The organism is Enterococcus sp. DIV0183 (assembly GCF_050541505.1).
GTDB classification, from domain to species: Bacteria; Bacillota; Bacilli; order Lactobacillales; family Enterococcaceae; genus Enterococcus; species Enterococcus faecalis.
Window position 1 is genome coordinate 2,313,289 of record NZ_CP172932.1, and the last position, 18,941, is coordinate 2,332,229.

Below are 18,941 nucleotides of genomic sequence, written 5' to 3' on the forward strand. Positions count from 1 at the left end.
TGAAGACCAACTCTTTTTGTTATTAACTATTTCTCTTTTTCACTTTCCCAGTCCAGCCATCATAGCCGCCTTTTAAAATATAAATATCAGTATAGCCATTTTTGCGTAATAAATTAGCTGCTCGGATACTTAAAGCTTTCTTCTGATCATAAAGATAAACAGGTTGATCCTTACGAAGAGAACCAATTGTTGTTTTTAACATGCTGTATGGCATGCTGCGCGCCCCTAAAATATGCCCAGCATCAAATGTATCTTTCTCACGAACGTCAATCACTTGTGCTTTACGCATTGTTTCTTTAAATTCTTCTTCCGTCAGCATTTTTGCTGAACGTTTCACCATAATTTTCAAATATAATTCATTGAATACCATCGCTAGTACAATAACTAGCAAAATGCCATTGATTACCCATAAAATACTCATTCTAAAAAGCCCTCTCTATTTCTCTTTTGAAAATTGTAATGCTAGTGAAGCGGCACCAATGACGCCGGCCTCATTACCTAGCTCTGCTAATTTGATTTTTGTACTATTTCGAACTTGTGGGAAAGTAAATTCTTGGAAATATTTTTCGACACGACTACGTAAAAATTCTCCTGCTGCAGAAACACCTCCACCGATAACCACGCTATCTGGATTTAACGTGTTACCTAAGTTTCCTGTGGCTAAGCCTAAATAGAAACAAACACGATCCACAACCATTAAAGCAAAATGATCGCCTTTTTCAGCAAATTCAAAAACATCTTTACTCGAAACATCTTGTCCATCATCAATCGCTTGTTTCAGTTCAGAGTCACCTGCAAATTCTTCTGATAAATGACGTGCAACACGAACGACACCAGTGGCACTAGAAACAGTTTCTAAACAGCCACGTTTCCCACAGGTACAGTCAAAGCCGTTAGGATCAACCGTCACATGCCCAACTTCACCAGCACAGCCAGCAACACCGTGGAGCAATTCTCCCGCTGCAACAATGCCTCCGCCGACACCTGTTCCTAAAGTAATAAAAATCACGTCGGGATTGTTTTCCCCCGCGCCTTTCCAACGCTCACCTAAAGCGGCAACATTGGCATCATTATCTAAGGCAAACGGAATTCCTAAAGCAGATTCGATTTGTTCTTTAACAGGCTGTACAGTCGTCCAGTTTAAATTATAGGCACCTACAACAGTTCCTTTTTCAATGTCGACACTTCCTGGTGTTCCCATACCAATTCCCACAAAATCTTCTTTTTTCATATTATAAAGATCTATACGGTGACGAATACTTTCAATAATTGATGGCACAATGTGCTTGCCATCTTCTAAAATATTCGTTTCAATACTCCATTTTTGTTGAACAACGCCATCGGTTGTTAAAATAGCAAATTTGATGGTCGTTCCACCTAAATCAATCCCAATAATCTTCTTATCCATTTAGTCGATTCCTTTCTGCGTCCCTCTAGATTCTTCTATTCGATGCTCTCTTTGCAAAATATGCCGGGCCTGTAAATACGTATCTCGGTCTACCAATTGACCTTCATACAATTTTTTTAATTCAATCATCATTAACTCAATATCATAAATCCGTGCACCGACATAAATATACATCCCAAACTGTTTAAAAAGTTGTTGTACATCATATAACGTTTCCATACGAAAACACTTCCTTATTATACAGGTAAACCGTATTTTTTAAAACCCAATAACAGACAAATTACGACAAGAAAAATAAAAATTAACGTGGCCATAATTCGCTCGTGCTTATTAAATGCTTCTTCACGATTTGGAACAGCAAAAGCCGTCGCGACTAATAGTCCACCGATTAGACCGCCAACATGACCCATCATATCTACAGAGCTACTAAACAAGTTAAATAACAAATTAATCACAATAAACATTGAATAGCGTTGCACCATATACATAATCGCTGGATTGTCTCTAAAATGGCGTCCTAAAATAACAAATGCGCCGAACAAACCAAAAAGCGCTGTACTAGCACCCGCTGAGACACTGTTGGGTGTCCCAAAGGCAAAACTGGCGATATTTCCAGCAATCCCACTCAATAAATAAATTCCCAAATAGCGCCAATGCCCATAAATTGCCTCAACCTGTGCGCCGATATAATAAAGAGTAACCATATTCAAAATAATATGCATAAACCCAATGTGAAGAAACATTGGCGTGATAAACCGCCAGTATTCATGATTTTGAGCTACCAGTGGACGAACCATTGCTCCCCAATTAACTAAGTTTAAAATATTTTCTGATCCTCCAGTTAATTCCAATCCAAGGAAAACAATGATTGAAATACCTAAAAGGGCATACGTAATGAACGGCTGATTTTTTAGCCGTTTCAATTTCATTTCTGTTTGATAATTCATTCCATTCCTCCTATTGTATAAATAATTGTTCGATTGGCTGATCAAACGCTTCTGGTTGCCATTGTTCATGGAGTTGTTCACTGAAAACTAAACTACATGAATGGCCCGAAAAATGTTCCAAATAACGATCATAAAAACCACCGCTGAAGCCTATTCGATAGCCAGCACGATTGAAAACAATCCCTGGCACAATCAATAAATCAATCGCTGTAGCTGTTATTTCTGCCGCTGTTAACGGAGGTTCTTCCACGCCAAATGCACTGGTATCATAAACCGTCTCTGGAAAGACTTGATAAAAGTGCATTTTGCCTCCTTTAAATGTTCGCGGCACCGCCACTTGCTTGCTCTCTTGCATGGCCCGTTCGAAAATTGGCTGTGTTGATAATTCTAGCGGTAACGACCGAATCATTCCGATCGTTTGTGCTTGTTGCCATTGCTGACTAGCAAACAACTGTTCATAGAGACTTGATTCTTTATGTTGTTTAATTTCTGGATGTTGTTTTAGCCATTCCAGGGCAGTTAAGCCCACTTTTCTCAACTTGTTTTTCTCCATGTACACCTTCAACCCCTTTTCTGTTAAGTTTATAGAAAGTGTTCTTAAAAAACAAGCTGATTCCCCTTTTCTCTTTGAAAAATCCCGTTATTTTTCTAACGTTTTTGACGCTTCTTTAAAAAAGTCAACAACCAAATCCATTGTTTCTCCTTTCACTAAATGCCGCTCACCGATTTCCGTTATAAATTGCGTATTTCTCGCATACGTTTTCCCAGACACTAATTGTTCAAAATCAGCCATGTCTTCATAAGGAATTTTTTCATCTTCCGTTCCATGCCAAAACAGCATCGGTCGTTCTTGCAGTCTTTCTGGCGTTTGTGATAAATCGTATTGATGCACCCAACTTAGCAACAGTGGCAAGTCTTTAGGTACAAAAATAGCAAATTCTTTCGCCCGTTGAATCACTCGCTGAATATAGCGCGCCGGATAGGGTGTTCCCATTAAGCAAGCAGCAGCTTGAATCTCAGGATGTTGGGTCATAAGAGCGCTAGTAGTAATACCGCCCATGGATACACCACCCACGCCAATCCAATTTTCTTTAATCAACCCTAATTTATGAAAATGATGGATAATTACTGGAAATTCAATTAAATTATATTGAATGCTACTCCAAAATGTAATCGATGGAATCGTGGAAATAGGTCCTGTTTTTCTTTCTCCATGGTTCATGGCATCTGGTAAAATGACCCGAAACCCCTCGTGTGCTAATTTTCTTGCTTGTGTTAAAGATAATTCTTTAGCTGATTGCCAACCATGATAGTAAACAATTAAAGGTAATGCTTCGTTTTTTTGCTCTTCTGTTGTCACTTCTAATGCTGGAATTTTTGCTATGTAGCGATGTCTAATACTGATTTTCATTCATGATTCCTCCATTATAAAATATCTTCTCTTATTTTACCGTTTTTTGATAAAACCTGCTCTTTATATGATTTATCAAAAAAATCACAAAATATGCGAATTCGCATTTTCCTATTTTATTACTTTCCGTTATAATCATTTTATTAAATACAAAGGGGTGTTTTTATGGTTAAAATTGAGGAAAAAGGTAAAGTAACATTTGGACAAGCTTTTAAAGATTATTTTCGTGGATATGTTGATTTTAAAGGTCGGACCACACGTGCTGGTTATTGGTGGATGACATTGGTATTAAGCATTTTAGCACTTATTTTTTATATTGCCATTGTCGGCAAAGCCGTGTCAGCAATTTTAGCAGCTGAATATTTTGAAACCTATGATTTTGGAAACTTATTACCGTTGATGCTTTTTGCACTTGTTTTATGGTTAGCTTTATTATTACCAACGTGGGCAATGTGTGTACGTCGTTATCGTGATGCTGGGATGACAGGTTGGGGCGTGCTTGTTTTATATCTACTTTCTATTGCCTGTAGCTATACACAAGTTTTCTCTGTTATGTCAACTTTTAAATATGACGTTCAAACAGATACTGTGATAACAGGTGGCAGTCCCGTCTTCTTATTTTTCACTCTTGTGATTAGTCTGTTTTTCTTCTTACTAACAGTCTTACCGACAGATAAACTAACAACAACTAGCCAAAATAGCGTCTTACGCTTCTTCTTCCGTTACAAAGAAGTGAAGTAAGGAAAAGTTTTAAGCCTTTCTTTTAAAAGAAGGGCTTTTTTCTTATTTTAAAATCTTTATGATAAAATAAGAACTAGTCTAGCTAAAAAAATGGAAGGAGAAAATATGGCTACTTTTAAACGGATTCTGAATCTAGAAAATTATATTTTTACTTTTTTTATTTTATTTGTCTTTTACGGCGCAATTAACTCTCCCTATTCTCTGGTAAAAATTCTTTGGGAAAAGCCTAAGCACTTGCTTGTTTTACTTCCTCTATTAATTATTCTATTGTTGATTATTTATAAAAACAAAAAATTTCTTTACACTAAGATTCAAGCGCTCTGGCACTTAATAAAAACCCATGATCGTGTGGTTATTATTGGTAGTTTGGTCAGTTTATTTTTACTACAACTTTTACTCCTGACGCAGATTACTGTGCCGATTGGCTGGGATGTTTTTGACAACTTTCATAGTATTACCACTGAAAATAGGGATTATTCAAAAATCGTACTTTCTTTAAACCCCAATAACGAATTTTTCTTTTTCATGATGTATTACCTGAATAAATTTTTGCGTTTCATTGATGTAACAGGGAGCTGGAGCAATACTTGGTTTAGTTGGCAAGTGGTTAATTGCTTGTTTATTAATAGCAGTTTATTTCTCTTTTATCATGCCTCTAAGCGTGTCTTTAATCCATTAACGGCCTTCGTTGCTTACAGTTTATTTTTTCTTTCTTTCGGATTGTCTCCATGGTTACTCACGCCTTATACAGATACGGCCGTCTTATTGTTCATCAACCTAGTCTTTTTTGCATATAGCCTTTTTGACCAAGTTTCCCCTCCCTTCGTAAAATATTGTTTATTACTGTTTATTGGAATTGGCCTAGCTTGGTGTTTTTTAATGAAACCTTCGTCTATTATCTTTTTTATTGCATTTAGTTGTATCAAAGTGCTGCAACTTCTTTTAGTAAATCGGAACAAACAGTCTATCGTAAAATTAACCGTGGTTGCTCTCTTTTTACTGACTGGTTTCGCCAGCGCATATTATAGTTTTCAATTTTTTGTGGAAAAACAAACGATTACGGAAATCGATAAAGAACAAGCCAAACCTTGGACACTTTTTGTAATGATGGGTTTGACTGGAACTGGCGGTTACAATGATGCAGATACACAAGCAGTAAATCAGTTGCCTACACAAGAAGCCAAAAAAGCTTATACCATAAAAATGATTCAAGACCGTTTAAAAAATAAAGGATTCTTCGGTTATCTTCGTTTTCTGGCTCAAAAAAATCGTCATAATACTGCCAATGGTGATTTTGACTGGGGTTGGGATGGCGGTGATTTAATCCCAGAAACACCTTCTAAAAATCGTTGGCAAGAACACTTGCGGTCACTGTATTATCCGCAAAATCAAAAAAGTAACTATCTACGAATTTATATGCATTTTTTCTATTTACTCACATTACTAGGTCTATTGTTCAGTATCCCTCTAAAAGATTCAAAAAATAACTACGCGATTTTAAAATTAGCTTTCATTGGAGCTATTCTGTATTTATTGCTCTTTGAAGGCGGCCGCTCTCGCTATTTAATCCAGTTTATGCCGTTTTGGTACTTGTTATCAGCGAGTGGTTGGCTGGGGTTGAGAGAGATTCGAAGATACAAAAAAATAGTAAAATAGAAAAGAGGATTGAGTTAAAAATGAAAAAAAGTTTGCTGGGGTTGATTGTTTTTTTATCCTTACTGACCCTTACTTCCTGCAGAAATAAAGTGACCACAAAAGAGCTAATGGCAAACGAGTGGGCCGTAAACTCCAACGTTGATGAAGTAGTAATGATTGTATCATTCAGCGAAGATACCGCTACTTTCAAAATCAATACAGATGAACACACATCAACTGCAAAAAATGAGTTGGAAAAAGCAGGCGAAGAATTAGGTAAACAAATTGCAAATAAAATAGAATACAAAGTCAAATACCATCTAAAAAACAATCAAATTCGTTGGGAAAATGAAGGAAAAGAAGTAGCTTACAAGATAAAAAAAGAAAAGCAAAATCTACTTTTCACTCCTACTAAGACAAACAATTCTGATAACCAAACAAAACTAGTTTTGAAACCTTACACAAAGAAAAGTATTGATTCTTCCACTCAAAAAGATAAAACGGAAGAAACCAGCTCTAATTATCAAAACGTCTCATCTGAAACAAACCAATCTACCTCTTCATCTACTACTAAAGAACCGCTGCCACAAGTTAGCTTAGCTGATTTTATAGGCGGTTGGGGTATTCCTCAAAGTGATAACTTATTTTTTATAAATGCTGACGGAACACTCACTAGCATAACTCAATCGAATGTTCCTCTTCAAAATGTAAGTTTTTCTGTGGATGAGAATGGTAATCAAACAATGACGTTTCTTTTGAATAATATGCCCCGAACAGTAACGAAAAATAATGATGGTACTTTAACTGTTAATGGACAAATATACACTTATCTAGGTAATATTACGTTGGAACAATTAATTGAAAGAAATAATCAAACTCAACAAGTTTTTGAACAATCTGAACAGCAACCACCACAAAACTCTGATTCTAGTGAACAAATACAAAATTCTAAATCAGACCAACCTATATACGATACGGTACGAAGTGGTGAAGGTGGGCGACAGTTAGCCGAAAGAAATGGTTTAACCTTGGAAGAATTATTAGCGTTAAATCCAGGCATTGAAACTTCTGTTTTTTATCCTGGTCAGTCATTACGAATTAAATAGAAATTTAGGTATACTAATAGATAATAGTCTATAAAAGTAGAACTGGACCATCTACCATTTACTTGGGATACCAGTTGATGGCAATAGTTTTGACGAAGTGGAACTAGACCTTGTACCTACTGGCTCAGCAAAAATTGCGACATTTGATATAGCAGTTGGGCATTGATTAACAGCATGCATATAATTTGATAATATGGAATATACACAAAAATGTCTAAGGAGCCTAACATTCTTTCAAGAAAGAATGTTAGGCTCCTTTTATTCAGACAATTTCAGCCACTCCTTGCGATTGCAATAGGACATAGTTTTTACAAAGACAAAATGATAAAGCAAACCGTAAGCTAGCCCTAACATATTTAACAAAATTCTTAAGTAAAGACTTGTTTCTAGCCCAAATATCATAGAAGCTGCCATGATAGCACCAACACAATTAAAAATCGTTTTACTTTTATAAGATGTGCATAAGCCTAAACAAAGTCCTCCTAAAATACCAAGTAGGTTCGTTGGTATATAAAATAACAAGATAGCCGATACTAGAGAACCAATAACGACCCCTATTATTCGTTCTTTTGCTCGTTCAGACAATTTAAACGTCTCATACCCAGAAAATAATGACGAACTAGCAAATGTTGCCCACATAAAGCGGTCAATCTGAAGGTGCGTTCCTATAAAAAGTAATAAGCTAATGCCTAAAGCGTAATAACCAAACCAAATATTTCTTTGATTAAAAAAACCATTTTCTGTAACCATCTGTATAAAAGTAATCTCTTGATCCAACTTTTTATGTTTCACATGATAAACAAAAGCTAAAAGTAAATAGGCAAACACTAATACAAAGAAAGTTTGTTCTAATTGCTGAAACGATTGATAGTGAACCGTGCCAACTAAATATAAGTAGGAGAACGTATACAAGCCCGGATTACCCATTTTAGGGTTTTTACCAGTTAAGAAAAACAATGCCAGCAAGCAGATAAAATGAAGACCCCATTGTAAAAATGATACAGAAATCAGTGAAATTAGTGGACTAACACCTAGAATTGTTAACACGATTCCTAAACTAAGCAAGGCCTGTTTTTCCCTGTAGCCATATGAGACGAAACGGATACTCAACAGCAAACAAAATAATACAATTGAAAAAGGCGCTACAGCTTTTCCAAAGAAAAAAGTAATCGTCGACACCCATAAAATCGCAAACGAAACTAATAAAATATCCCTTATTAACAAGGCGCGCCAAAAATATCTCCGCTGTTTTTTAGTGTCCGCTTGATGAATTTTTTGTTTTAAAATAAATGGATCTAACTGCAATAATTGATAAAAAGTCACCTAAAATCATCTCCTAAAAATCGACTCTTCTCAATTCATTATTCCAACTTTTCCTTCTATGAAATCATAAGAAAAGAAGTTGTGACGAACATTTTACTACAACTTTTTTTCTGAATCAATACATGCTTTATTTCTTATTCCAATACCTTTCCCGATACGATTTGCTTACTTCATAAAAAATAAGCCTAGAAAAAATCAAAACGATTAATTCTAGGCTCAAAATTAAATAACTGTTGAACAAAAGCTAGCGCTTTTTTACATAAACTTTTCCAACAGATCCATTTCTTTTTCTAATTCTTTTTCATCATACTTGTCATACTTACCAGCTTCGTGTGCAATTTTTTTAATCTCATGAATGGCTTTTTTTTCAACAATCCATTTCTTCATACTATGTTTTTTTGTATCCTCATCTAGCGAGCTCAACTCTTCTAAACTTGCATCCAATTTGTTCAAAACATCGGCAATTTTTGCTAATGCTTGCGCTTCTTTTTCTTCATAGTTTGACATAATAGACACCTCTTCTTAAGTATTTTTCTACTTTAAGTGTACGTCTCTGTCGTTTTATTTGCAACTAATAACTCAACTGCTTCTCGGTACGGAGGATAAGGGATTCGAACCCTTGCACGATGTTACTCGCCTAACGGTTTTCGAGACCGTCCCCTTCAGCCAAACTTGGGTAATCCTCCCTCTACATTCCATCTACAAATGAACATGTAATGAATCTATAGATAAAAAGCCTAGACCCTTACACAACAAGGATTCTAGGCTCTATCTAACTAAATTATTTAGTTTCACGGTGTAAAGTAACTTTTCTTTCACGTGGGCAATATTTTTGTTTTTCTAAACGATCAGGATTGTTACGTTTATTTTTATTTGTTAAGTAGTTACGTTCTTTACAAGAAGTACACTCTAAAGTGATGTTTACGCGCATGTTTTCCCCTCCTACTAATAATTAATCTTTCCAAGAGATTTCTTAGACTTGAATATCATACCATTTTTTTTGTCATTTGACTACCCTTTTGGGCAAATTTGTAAAGTAGTTCTACTTTACAAATTTTATTTTTTGTACATTTCCATATACGCTTCTAAAACTTCTTTGGCAATCGTTTGATTTGGTTTGGAAGCTTCATCATTTAAGTGTGGTAAAACAACGCTAATTGCAATTTCAGGATTTTCGTACGGCGCATAAGCCACCAAGTTACTATTAACCGTTGTATGGTTTACTCCATTAGCATCTGTTGCTTGCGTTTCGGCGGTCCCTGTTTTAGCAGCAATCGAAAACTTGTCTGATTTTAAACCACGTGCAGTTGTAAAAGGACTAGTTCCATTTACCACATTATAGAAACCTTGTTGAAGAATTCCTATCTGGTCTTCAGAAATATTCACCTTATTCAAAACTTTTGGTTCAATTTCTTTTAAAATTTTTCCTAAAGCTCCATTTTCATCATTGCCATAGATTCCTTCTACCACATGGGGTTGCACGCGGATGCCATTATTTGCGACAGTGGAAACGTACTGTGCTAATTGTAAGGCGCTATAGGTATCATATTGTCCAAAAGATAGGTCAAGAAGATTACCGCCTTGTGGCGCAGATGACGAATCCTTAAAGTCCTTGTTTTGAATTCCTGTTGTTTCTCCTGGTATATCAATTCCAGTTTTCGTTCCCATACCATATTCTGCAAAAGCTTTTCTTAATTCTTTAAAGACAGTGTCATCTCCTACTTCATAAGGGAAAATCATATTGGGATAATAATTCACACCCATCATTTTAAAGACTAATTTCATCATATAAGCATTCGAAGAATATTCTAACGCTTGCTCCGCAGTTAATTGCATGGTTGTTCCGCCAGAAGCATTCCACCAAGAAGCTTTTGGATTACTACCTGCTAGTAAAATAGCTTCATCTGTTAAAACGTCATTGCCTTTAATGACGCCTGTTTCATAACCAGCTGTTAAAGTACCTGCTTTCACAACTGATCCAGGAACTTCAGAATTCAAAATAGGTGCTAAAGGATTAGGTGTGACTTCTCCAGTTGCTAAATCATGATGAAATCCGGACATCGCTAAAATAGCTCCTGTTTGAGGGTTCATAGCAACGACATATGCATTTTCTGAGTATGGTCCAATGGTTTTGACTATTTGTGAATAGTTTCGTTGTAAAATTTCATCAACTTTGTTTTGGAAATTTGAATCAATCGTTAATTTTAAGTTGGAGCCTTTTTCCCCTTTGGAAATTGGGGTTTGTGAAACAATCTTTCCGTTATTGTCTAAAACGACTTCTGATTTTGCTTTTTTACCTTGTAGAACGTCTTCATATTGTTTTTCTAAATAGCTAGTTCCAACACGGTCATTTCGTGCATAGCCTTTTTTCAAATATTCATCGACTTCTTCGGCTGGCAATCCTTGTTTTTCAGTTGAAACGGTACCCAACAGGCTACGTAATGCACCACTTTGAGAATAATCACGCGTCCAATCAGTCCCTGTTGAAACACCTGATATTTCCGCTGTGTGTTCACCAATTGTCGCAATTTCACCTTCTGTTACCCCTTCATTCTTGATGAAGACCGTGTTCATTTGTGACGCTGCATTCATTCGTTTAAAAATCGTTACTGCTTGTAAGGTTCGGTCATCAAACGCAATTTCTTCAGGGGTGACTTTTTCAACTGCTTTGGCATATAATGTGCCTTCGTCCGTAATTTTGTTGCCTTTTTCATCTTCTTTATCTTGATCGGTTAAGCGGGCTTGGGCTGCTTTTAAATTTTCAGGATTCGCTAACCAATAATCTTTTTTGTCACGATCCGTTAAGTTTGGATCAACTGGAACGTTAATAAGTTCGTTAACTTTATTCGCAATCGGTAAAATATCTTTTCCTTCAATATTTTTTCCTCGTGTGTAAGTGATTGCTAAATTGGCTTTGTTAGAAACCAAGACTTTTCCTTGTGAATCATAAATTTGTCCTCGAGGGGATGGTGTCGTGATTTGTAGTGAAGAATTGGCAGTGATTTTTTTGTTAAACTCTTCTCCTTCTACAATCTGTAAATACCCTAAACGAACAATTAATGAAACAAATAAAGTGAATATCACAAAAAATAATAAGTTCAATCGAAAAGGAATATGTGGCTTTCTACCTCGTTGACTCTTTGCTGCGGCATCTGTTTTTTTTATTTTATCTATAAATGAGTTTTTCTTCATACCTCTAGTCCCTTCACTAAAAAGTTTCGCATTCTCATTGTAACAAAAAATAGTCAAAAAATCAGGATTATTCCCAGCTCTAAGGAAATATTTAATTATTTTGTTGTTGAAAAAAGTCAAAAGGACTTCTGAATTCAGAAGTCCTTTTGACTTTTTCTCTTTTTTTAACGGCTGTAATTGTGAACTTCAGCAGCCATGCTGTCAATGAAAATTGATAAATCTTCGACAGACGTTTCTTTGCTTCCATAACGACGGACGTTCACCGTTGCGTCTTCCATTTCTTTGTCCCCGACCACTAATTGATAAGGTACTTTTTGTGTTTGAGAGGCCCGAATTTTGTAGCCCATTTTTTCGTTACGATCATCGACTTCAACACGTAAGCCTTGTGCTTGTAAACGTTCTTTGATTTCATAAGCATACTCAGAATGCGCTTCTACAGAAACTGGGATAATAGTTGCTTGAATTGGTGCTAACCAAGTAGGGAAAGCGCCTTTGTAAACTTCTGTTAAGTAAGCCACAAATCGTTCCATTGTTGAGACAATACCACGGTGGATAACAACTGGGCGATGTGTATTTTCACCATCTTCGCCAACATAAGTTAAGTCAAAACGTTCTGGTAATAAGAAGTCTAATTGGATGGTTGATAATGTTTCTTCCATTCCTAAAGCTGTTTTTACTTGAACATCTAACTTCGGACCGTAAAAGGCAGCTTCGCCTTCTGCTTCAAAGTAATCTAATTCTAATTCATCCATGGCAGCTTTTAACATCGCTTGCGCTTTTTCCCACATCGCATCATCATCAAAATATTTGTCTGTATTATTTGGATCACGATAGCTTAAGCGGAAACGATAATCCGTAATGTTAAAGTCAGCATAGACTGCCACCATTAACTCCAAAGTACGTTTAAATTCGTCTTTAATTTGGTCAGGACGAACAAAAGTATGGCCATCGTTTAAAGTCATTTCACGAACACGTTGTAACCCTGATAATGCGCCAGATTTTTCATAGCGGTGCATCATCCCTAATTCAGCGATTCGAATTGGCAATTCGCGGTAACTATGAATGTCATTTTTATAAACCATCATATGGTGTGGACAGTTCATTGGACGTAATACCAGCATTTCGCCATCGCCCATATCCATTGGTGGGAACATATCTTCATGGTAATGATCCCAGTGACCAGATGTTTTGTATAATTCCACATCTGCCATAATTGGTGTATACACATGTTGATAACCTAAGCTAATTTCTTTGTCCACAATATAACGTTCAATTGTACGACGAATGGTTGCGCCTTTTGGTAACCAGAAAGGTAACCCTGAACCAACTTCTTGTGAAACCATAAATAAATCTAATTCTTTTCCTAATTTACGGTGGTCACGTTCTTTGGCTTCCTCGCGCATTTTGATAAATTCTTTTAAATCTTTTTTATCGAAAAAGGCAGTGCCATAAATCCGTTGCATCATGTGATTGTCAGAGTTTCCGCGCCAATAAGCACCAGCTACTGAAAGTAGTTTAAAGACTTGAATCCGTCCTGTTGAAGGGACGTGAACACCACGACATAAATCAACAAAATCGCCTTGATCATAGACAGTGATGATTTCATCTTCTGGTAAATCTGTAATTAATTCAACTTTGTAAGGATCATCAGCAAATAATTCTAACGCTTCTGCACGTGAGATTTCTTTACGAACGATTGGGTTATTTTCCTTCACAATTTTCATCATTTCGGCTTCAATTGCAGGTAAATCTTCCGCTGTCACAGGGGATTCCCCATTATCTGTATCATAGTAGAACCCAGAATCAATCGCAGGACCTACGCCAAATTTAATGTTAGGAAAAAGACGGCGTAAGGCATTAGCCATTAAATGAGCTGATGAATGACGTAAAATTCCTAAAGCATCTTCATGATCAGGTGTCACGATTTCAAGCGAACCATCTTCTACGATAGGACGATCTAAATCGATTAAAACACCATTGAATTTACCAGCTAAAGCTTTTTTGGCTAAACTGTTGCTAATACTTTTAGCAACATCAAATGTTGTAACCCCAGAATCAAACGGTTTAACAGCGCCATCTGGAAAAGTAATGTGAATAGACATAATAAAATTCTCTCCTTTTAATTTTTTTGATTTGAAGCGTTTCATTGTGTTCCTGTTTTTCACAATGAAACGAAACAGCCACCTGTTCCCCTTGTTAAAAAACAAAAAGTCCTAGTATTCTAACGAATACTAGGACGAAAATATCGTGGTTCCACCTAATTTTGAACACAAATAATCAGTGTTCCTCTAGCGTGTTAACGGTGCGACCGCCTTTGTTTCAACAAAGGTTTCGAAAGTGGTCATCCCTTGTGCCAATCTGGAAAATTTTCAGCCAAGATTTTCCTCTCTAATAGATCGCGGGCAAGTTCAGTTGTCTTTCTCATCAATCATTTATGCACTTATTTAACCACTTATTTTCAGAAAAAGCAAGTGATTCAACAGAAATTCTCTGAAAACTTATTTTTTCCATTCGCCGCCTTGTGCATAGCGGTCTTTTTTCAATTCATTGACAATCACATGGATATTCTCTTTTGGTGCACCAGCGTTTTTTGACACAGCTTCTGTAATATCTTTGACCATATTAGTTAACTGTTCTTCTGTGCGGCCTTCAATTAATTCTACATGTACAAATGGCATCTTCGTTCCCCCAATTTAAATTGCTTGTTCTGTTTGTATCATAGAGCGGGTTATGACGCTTGTCAATAAAAAATTGGAGACGTCAGTCGTTACGGTTGACATCTCCAATTTTTACTTTTCAGATACATAGCTGGACCAAAGTGCGGTCTTGCCTAATATCTCTTTTTATACTTCTTCGCCATAATCTACAGGTTTATCAAATTCACCTGGTGCATCATCATAGATATGTCCATAAATAATTACCGGCATTCCGTCATAGGATACATCAAAGATTTTTGAAACTTCTGTTCCTGGCGTATTGATACAGCCATTACTACCAGCATCGGTTTTAAAGGCTTCTTTATCGCCATACTTATCCAATTTATGGTCGGAGTCATGAATCCCAATTTGTGTGACAACGCCCCCTTGACTTACTAACGGCATCCAATATTTTACTGGCACACTGTATCGAGAACCATCAAGCATTTGACCTTCTAAATTCACATCGGTTGTCCGATATAAAATTGTATGGAATCCTGGTACTGTTGCGGTTCCTTTGTTATATCTGCCAGTAATGACATCTGTGGTGACTATTTTTTTGCCATCAATGAAACAATACATTTTTTGATCTTTTAAATCAATTTCAATGTAATTATTGGCAATTTTACTATTTTCTTTGGTATCGCCAATCAACGGAGCAGTGATTGCATTCATTTGTTCTTGGCTATTCAGCGCGTTTACTAGTAGTTCTTGCGTTTTGGCCCCATCAATCGACCAGCCATAACTTCCATTGTTTTTAAAACGACGTGTCGTGCCGTGAACATCTGTAAATAAAACTGGTTGATTAGCAGAACCATATGTTGTTTCTAATTGTGTCACCCAAGTAGTTAGTTTTTCTTTATTGATTGTGCCATCATCATTCAGCACGTTTTGAATTTGTGTTTTATCAAAGGCTACTTTTTCACCATTAATATCAACTGTAATTGTTTTATTTAACTTGTTATTGAGCGTTGTCAATGTTGCCTTTAACGTTTGATCCTCTTTTGTAATTTCAGGGGCTTTATAAAAATCTTTGGCATTGTATTGATAGTTGCCTTTTCCCGCTTCAACATCCGCAATAATTTGCTGGTTTAAGCGCTGTGTGTCCACTACTGTGCCTTGTTCTTCGGGAACAATTTCAAAAGTGCCATTGCCTCGACGGATACTCGCATTTTTGCTTGGTTTCCCCTCTGGAAAACTCAAAGTTGCTAATTTGGCTTCTAGTTCTTTTTTGAATGCCTCGTTTAACGGTAGCTTCACCTTGCTACTGTGTAAATGGTCTTTTAAAAATTTTTGATCCAATTGGTATTTTTTAGGAAGTTGAATTTTTTCTTCTTTTGTCCCAGTTTGAACCACAACTTCTTCGGTTTGATTAACTTGCGCTAATTTTTCTTCTGCAGCATTTACATTTAACCAGCCTACAGAAACTCCATTTACTTTTGTGGTTGGTAAAAAGTGACTTTGAAAATAAACATAGCTGCCCCCAGCAACCAGAGCTAGTCCAACCAAAGAAGTAATAATTATTTTCTTTTTATTATTTTTTCCTGATTTTTGACGACGTGTATTACGCATTTGCATTTCTTCTTTTTTCATTTGTTCATCCTTTATATCAATAATTTTAGGTTTATTTCTTAGAGACTAGGCAACAAACAACTGCGGTGATCTACAATCAAAAAAGGTTCCCTTTCTCTCGCAGATTAATTTTTTCAATTATACACTATTTTTACGTTGTTTTCAGCTTATTTTCCTTGTAAATCCTTTAATCTTAAAGAATTTGTATACTCTGTGACTTTTTTTGCTTCTTGTAAATGATACGTAAACTGGGCCATTTTAGCAAAATCCTGAGCGACGACGTCAAAAAAGGCTTGTGTCTTTATTAAGCTGTTCCAACAAGCTTCTTTACTAGAAAAATCCAGCAACGATGCTAATTGATCCATCGTGTCAGGAGTGACATAATTTTTCAGATACTTAAATTGTTTCCCAACAGAAATTGGCTCCGGTTCCTGCCAAGCCGCTTGCCAAGAAAGCAAGCGCAACAGTTCCTGCTGACAATATTCATAGAGATGTGTGACAGCGTAAAATAGTTCATTCCGACAAAGCCCCTTAACTACATACGTACTAACCCACCAAAATTCATTGCAACAATCGTTAAATTGCTGCTGATTCGGAACTGTTACTGTATAATTTTTATCAGATGCTACAGGTAAAGGTGGCAAATTTTCATCTTTGTCTAACAAGATAATTGCTAAAGAATCGCCTTCATGCCAATTGTCTTTTTCTGCGAGAGGACACAACGTTAAATCGATGCGTTGACCATCTTCAAATAACATTAAAAATGTTTCCCGCGTCTTCGGTTCTGTGGGAAATAAGGTCATTTCCTTGGGACGTTGCATAATTAATGGTTGTCCAAATTTTGCTATCCACGTTGCTGTTTCAAAAAACTCAGCACATGGTTCTACAATATAAACAATGTCGAAATCTTGAAAACTATCTTTTGGCGCTTTCACCTTCGTGCGAGAACCCACCATTCCCACGGCTCGAATGTGTTCTTCTTGTTTTGCTACATCCATAATAAGTTGAAACATTTCTTCTTCTGTACGCATGCATTCGCTCCCTCTCTTCAAAAGTTTCTATTAAAACATAGATTTTTTTATAAGTCTTTTGTTTTCTATCGCTTTTTCTATGGTACTTCGTATACACTAACATTACAAGGAGGGATGTTTCATGCATTGGTTAAAAATAACAAGTTTATCCATTGTCAGTTTTGGCTTTTGTATTCTTTTGATTTTAGGTCTACTTATTTTTACTGGCAAAAATACGCAACCCACCGATAAACCAGATGCTATTTTAATTTTAGGGGCCCGTGTTTTAGGGACGTCTAAAGAAACCGCACTGCCCAGCCGTGTTTTGCAAGCTCGGTTAGATGTGGCTATCCCCTATATTAAACAACACCCCGAGACACCCGTTATTGTTAGCGGAGGGCAAGGAGCAGATGAGCCGGCTACGGAAGCCGCGGTTATGAAACAATACTTGCTAAATAAAGGTGTTCCAGAAAAACAGATTCTCTTAGAAAATCGTGCCACACGCACCAAAGAAAATATTGTCAATTCACAAAAACTCCTTTCTTTTAAACGGCTAGTGATTGTTACTAGTGACTTTCACATGTACCGCTCGCAACTTTTAGCCAAGCGAGCAGGCATCTCAAATGTTTCAGGCATCACTGCGGCTTCTTCTTTTCCAAAAGATATCAAAAATTTTGGTCGAGAGCTGTTTTCTTTAGGCTATGCCTTACTCTTTGATTGGTAAAAGAGCGTCCTTCGCAAGACCATTTTGCGAAGGACGCTTTTATATTCTGTGGATTTGCTCACTTTTGTTCTCTTCTTCTTGTGTTTAAATTATAAAAATGATAACATATCTTTGTTAGCGCTTACAAATAATATTTATTTTATAGGAGGAGAAAGTTATGGGGCATCAATTGAGCACTCATTTTTTTAACAAGAAAACAGGGATTATTTCAACTTTTTTAAGTTTGATACTTTTAGTCGGTGGGTTACTGTTTGCACTACCTGCATTTGAAGTACAAGCAGCATCAACTGTTACACCTAAAACAGTCATGTATGTAGAAGTAAATAACCACGATTTTAACAATGTGGGAAAATATACTTTAGCTGGAACCAATCAACCTGCTTTTGATATGGGGATTATTTTTGCAGCCAATATTAATTATGACACGGTCAATAAAAAACCTTACTTATATCTAAATGAACGGGTCCAACAAACTTTAAACGAAGCTGAAACACAAATTCGTCCAGTTCAAGCACGCGGCACTAAAGTCCTATTGTCTATTTTAGGCAACCATGAAGGTGCTGGCTTTGCTAATTTCCCAACTTACGAAAGTGCGGATGCCTTTGCAGCTCAATTAGAACAAGTCGTTAATACGTATCATTTAGATGGTATTGATTTTGATGATGAGTATGCTGAATACGGAAAAAATGGGACGCCTCAACCAAATAATTCTTCGTTCATTTGGTTACTTCAAGCCTTAAGAAATCGCTTAGGCAATGATAAATTAATTACTTTTTATAATATTGGACCAGCGGCTGCGAACTCTTCAGCTAATCCTCAAATGAGTTCTTTAATTGATTATGCTTGGAACCCTTATTATAGTACCTGGAATCCGCCACAAATTGCGGGGATGCCTGCTTCTCGTTTAGGTGCTTCTGCCGTTGAAGTTGGTGTCAATCAAAATCTAGCTGCGCAATATGCTAAACGTACAAAAGCGGAGCAATATGGTATTTATCTAATGTATAACCTCCCAGGAAAAGATTCATCTGCGTATATCTCGGCGGCGACACAAGAACTTTATGGTCGAAAAACGAACTATTCACCAACTGTTCCAACACCTTAATTATTATCTCGTGTCTACAAGCGCCAACATGTAAAGAGTTAAAAGCCAGCTTACTACAAGCTGGCTTTTTGGTA

At 36.5% G+C, this 18,941-nt stretch carries 19 protein-coding genes and 1 tRNA gene; 5 read left to right on the forward strand and 15 right to left on the reverse strand.

Features of this window, described 5'->3' with window-relative positions; all coding sequences use genetic code 11:
- Nucleotides 1-22 precede the first annotated feature (22 nt).
- The 6 genes from IGK72_RS11220 to IGK72_RS11245 form a co-directional block, all read right to left on the reverse strand.
- Nucleotides 23-421, reverse strand: a complete 399-nt coding sequence (locus IGK72_RS11220; protein WP_002356334.1) for a rhodanese-like domain-containing protein — start codon at nucleotides 419-421, stop codon at nucleotides 23-25.
- Between the two features lie 15 nt (nucleotides 422-436).
- On the reverse strand, nucleotides 437-1,408 hold the full coding sequence (locus IGK72_RS11225; protein WP_002356333.1) for an ROK family glucokinase: 972 nt from the start codon (nucleotides 1,406-1,408) through the stop codon (nucleotides 437-439).
- Nucleotides 1,409-1,627, reverse strand: coding sequence for a YqgQ family protein (locus IGK72_RS11230; RefSeq protein WP_023894867.1), 219 nt, complete (start codon nucleotides 1,625-1,627; stop codon nucleotides 1,409-1,411).
- Nucleotides 1,628-1,644: 17 nt separating this feature from the next.
- The gene (locus IGK72_RS11235) at nucleotides 1,645-2,355 is read right to left on the reverse strand and encodes a rhomboid family intramembrane serine protease (protein ID WP_002362481.1); all 711 of its coding nucleotides are present in this window, start codon (nucleotides 2,353-2,355) and stop codon (nucleotides 1,645-1,647) included.
- Between the two features lie 10 nt (nucleotides 2,356-2,365).
- Entirely contained in the window at nucleotides 2,366-2,908 is a 543-nt protein-coding gene (locus IGK72_RS11240) for a 5-formyltetrahydrofolate cyclo-ligase (RefSeq protein WP_023894868.1), read from the reverse strand.
- Between the two features lie 87 nt (nucleotides 2,909-2,995).
- The gene (locus IGK72_RS11245; protein ID WP_002356329.1) at nucleotides 2,996-3,766 is read right to left on the reverse strand and encodes an alpha/beta fold hydrolase; all 771 of its coding nucleotides are present in this window, start codon (nucleotides 3,764-3,766) and stop codon (nucleotides 2,996-2,998) included.
- 165 nt (nucleotides 3,767-3,931) lie between these two features.
- Here IGK72_RS11245 and IGK72_RS11250 point away from each other — a divergent pair, with 165 nt between their 5' ends.
- From IGK72_RS11250 to IGK72_RS11260, 3 genes are all read left to right on the forward strand, one after another.
- Nucleotides 3,932-4,507 (forward strand): DUF805 domain-containing protein, encoded by a 576-nt coding sequence (locus IGK72_RS11250; RefSeq protein WP_002379789.1) that lies wholly within the window; start codon nucleotides 3,932-3,934, stop codon nucleotides 4,505-4,507.
- 90 nt (nucleotides 4,508-4,597) lie between these two features.
- Nucleotides 4,598-6,163, forward strand: coding sequence for a membrane protein (locus tag IGK72_RS11255; protein WP_016632964.1), 1,566 nt, complete (start codon nucleotides 4,598-4,600; stop codon nucleotides 6,161-6,163).
- Nucleotides 6,164-6,516: 353 nt separating this feature from the next.
- Nucleotides 6,517-7,248: a DUF4950 domain-containing protein gene (locus tag IGK72_RS11260; protein WP_411146543.1), complete on the forward strand. Its 732-nt coding sequence runs from the start codon at nucleotides 6,517-6,519 to the stop codon at nucleotides 7,246-7,248.
- 258 nt (nucleotides 7,249-7,506) lie between these two features.
- On the opposite strand, the gene IGK72_RS11265 is transcribed toward IGK72_RS11260, so the two are convergent.
- From IGK72_RS11265 to IGK72_RS11305, 9 genes are all read right to left on the reverse strand, one after another.
- Nucleotides 7,507-8,571, reverse strand: coding sequence for an FUSC family protein (locus IGK72_RS11265; RefSeq protein WP_002387217.1), 1,065 nt, complete (start codon nucleotides 8,569-8,571; stop codon nucleotides 7,507-7,509).
- A 255-nt stretch (nucleotides 8,572-8,826) separates the two neighbouring features.
- Nucleotides 8,827-9,078: a hypothetical protein gene (locus IGK72_RS11270; protein ID WP_002403006.1), complete on the reverse strand. Its 252-nt coding sequence runs from the start codon at nucleotides 9,076-9,078 to the stop codon at nucleotides 8,827-8,829.
- Between the two features lie 89 nt (nucleotides 9,079-9,167).
- Nucleotides 9,168-9,257 (reverse strand) — tRNA-Ser (locus tag IGK72_RS11275).
- A 95-nt stretch (nucleotides 9,258-9,352) separates the two neighbouring features.
- Nucleotides 9,353-9,502 carry a 50S ribosomal protein L33 gene (rpmG, locus tag IGK72_RS11280; RefSeq protein WP_002356321.1) on the reverse strand — a complete coding sequence of 50 codons (150 nt, stop codon included), beginning with the start codon at nucleotides 9,500-9,502 and terminating at the stop codon, nucleotides 9,353-9,355.
- A 125-nt stretch (nucleotides 9,503-9,627) separates the two neighbouring features.
- Nucleotides 9,628-11,763, reverse strand: coding sequence for a peptidoglycan D,D-transpeptidase FtsI family protein (locus tag IGK72_RS11285; protein ID WP_165548655.1), 2,136 nt, complete (start codon nucleotides 11,761-11,763; stop codon nucleotides 9,628-9,630).
- Between the two features lie 164 nt (nucleotides 11,764-11,927).
- Nucleotides 11,928-13,865 carry a threonine--tRNA ligase gene (gene thrS, locus IGK72_RS11290; RefSeq protein ID WP_002359397.1) on the reverse strand — a complete coding sequence of 646 codons (1,938 nt, stop codon included), beginning with the start codon at nucleotides 13,863-13,865 and terminating at the stop codon, nucleotides 11,928-11,930.
- A 396-nt stretch (nucleotides 13,866-14,261) separates the two neighbouring features.
- Nucleotides 14,262-14,441: a 2-hydroxymuconate tautomerase gene (locus IGK72_RS11295; protein ID WP_002356318.1), complete on the reverse strand. Its 180-nt coding sequence runs from the start codon at nucleotides 14,439-14,441 to the stop codon at nucleotides 14,262-14,264.
- 165 nt (nucleotides 14,442-14,606) lie between these two features.
- On the reverse strand, nucleotides 14,607-16,052 hold the full coding sequence (locus IGK72_RS11300) for a L,D-transpeptidase family protein (RefSeq protein WP_023895321.1): 1,446 nt from the start codon (nucleotides 16,050-16,052) through the stop codon (nucleotides 14,607-14,609).
- 146 nt (nucleotides 16,053-16,198) lie between these two features.
- On the reverse strand, nucleotides 16,199-17,062 hold the full coding sequence (locus tag IGK72_RS11305) for an aminoglycoside 6-adenylyltransferase (RefSeq protein ID WP_165548657.1): 864 nt from the start codon (nucleotides 17,060-17,062) through the stop codon (nucleotides 16,199-16,201).
- 121 nt (nucleotides 17,063-17,183) lie between these two features.
- Between IGK72_RS11305 and IGK72_RS11310 the strand changes: the two genes are divergently transcribed.
- Together IGK72_RS11310 and IGK72_RS11315 are read left to right on the forward strand one after the other, a co-directional pair.
- Complete coding sequence (locus IGK72_RS11310) at nucleotides 17,184-17,765, forward strand: YdcF family protein (RefSeq protein WP_002406051.1); 582 nt, start codon at nucleotides 17,184-17,186, stop codon at nucleotides 17,763-17,765.
- 157 nt (nucleotides 17,766-17,922) lie between these two features.
- Entirely contained in the window at nucleotides 17,923-18,867 is a 945-nt protein-coding gene (locus IGK72_RS11315) for an endo-beta-N-acetylglucosaminidase (protein WP_002382461.1), read from the forward strand.
- Nucleotides 18,868-18,941: the final 74 nt, after the last annotated feature.

What these genes read in the sequence shown, in the direction of transcription:
- IGK72_RS11220 (WP_002356334.1), bottom strand. Translation starts at nt 421, where the DNA reads ATGAGTATTTTATGGGTAATCAATGGCATTTTGCTAGTTATTGTACTA.
- IGK72_RS11225 (WP_002356333.1), bottom strand. Translation starts at nt 1,408, where the DNA reads ATGGATAAGAAGATTATTGGGATTGATTTAGGTGGAACGACCATCAAA.
- IGK72_RS11230 (WP_023894867.1), bottom strand. Translation starts at nt 1,627, where the DNA reads ATGGAAACGTTATATGATGTACAACAACTTTTTAAACAGTTTGGGATG.
- IGK72_RS11235 (WP_002362481.1), bottom strand. Translation starts at nt 2,355, where the DNA reads ATGAATTATCAAACAGAAATGAAATTGAAACGGCTAAAAAATCAGCCG.
- IGK72_RS11240 (WP_023894868.1), bottom strand. Translation starts at nt 2,908, where the DNA reads ATGGAGAAAAACAAGTTGAGAAAAGTGGGCTTAACTGCCCTGGAATGG.
- IGK72_RS11245 (WP_002356329.1), bottom strand. Translation starts at nt 3,766, where the DNA reads ATGAAAATCAGTATTAGACATCGCTACATAGCAAAAATTCCAGCATTA.
- IGK72_RS11250 (WP_002379789.1), top strand. Translation starts at nt 3,932, where the DNA reads ATGGTTAAAATTGAGGAAAAAGGTAAAGTAACATTTGGACAAGCTTTT.
- IGK72_RS11255 (WP_016632964.1), top strand. Translation starts at nt 4,598, where the DNA reads ATGGAAGGAGAAAATATGGCTACTTTTAAACGGATTCTGAATCTAGAA.
- IGK72_RS11270 (WP_002403006.1), bottom strand. Translation starts at nt 9,078, where the DNA reads ATGTCAAACTATGAAGAAAAAGAAGCGCAAGCATTAGCAAAAATTGCC.
- rpmG (WP_002356321.1), bottom strand. Translation starts at nt 9,502, where the DNA reads ATGCGCGTAAACATCACTTTAGAGTGTACTTCTTGTAAAGAACGTAAC.
- IGK72_RS11285 (WP_165548655.1), bottom strand. Translation starts at nt 11,763, where the DNA reads ATGAAGAAAAACTCATTTATAGATAAAATAAAAAAAACAGATGCCGCA.
- thrS (WP_002359397.1), bottom strand. Translation starts at nt 13,865, where the DNA reads ATGTCTATTCACATTACTTTTCCAGATGGCGCTGTTAAACCGTTTGAT.
- IGK72_RS11295 (WP_002356318.1), bottom strand. Translation starts at nt 14,441, where the DNA reads ATGCCATTTGTACATGTAGAATTAATTGAAGGCCGCACAGAAGAACAG.
- IGK72_RS11300 (WP_023895321.1), bottom strand. Translation starts at nt 16,052, where the DNA reads ATGAAAAAAGAAGAAATGCAAATGCGTAATACACGTCGTCAAAAATCA.
- IGK72_RS11305 (WP_165548657.1), bottom strand. Translation starts at nt 17,062, where the DNA reads ATGCGTACAGAAGAAGAAATGTTTCAACTTATTATGGATGTAGCAAAA.
- IGK72_RS11310 (WP_002406051.1), top strand. Translation starts at nt 17,184, where the DNA reads ATGCATTGGTTAAAAATAACAAGTTTATCCATTGTCAGTTTTGGCTTT.
- IGK72_RS11315 (WP_002382461.1), top strand. Translation starts at nt 17,923, where the DNA reads ATGGGGCATCAATTGAGCACTCATTTTTTTAACAAGAAAACAGGGATT.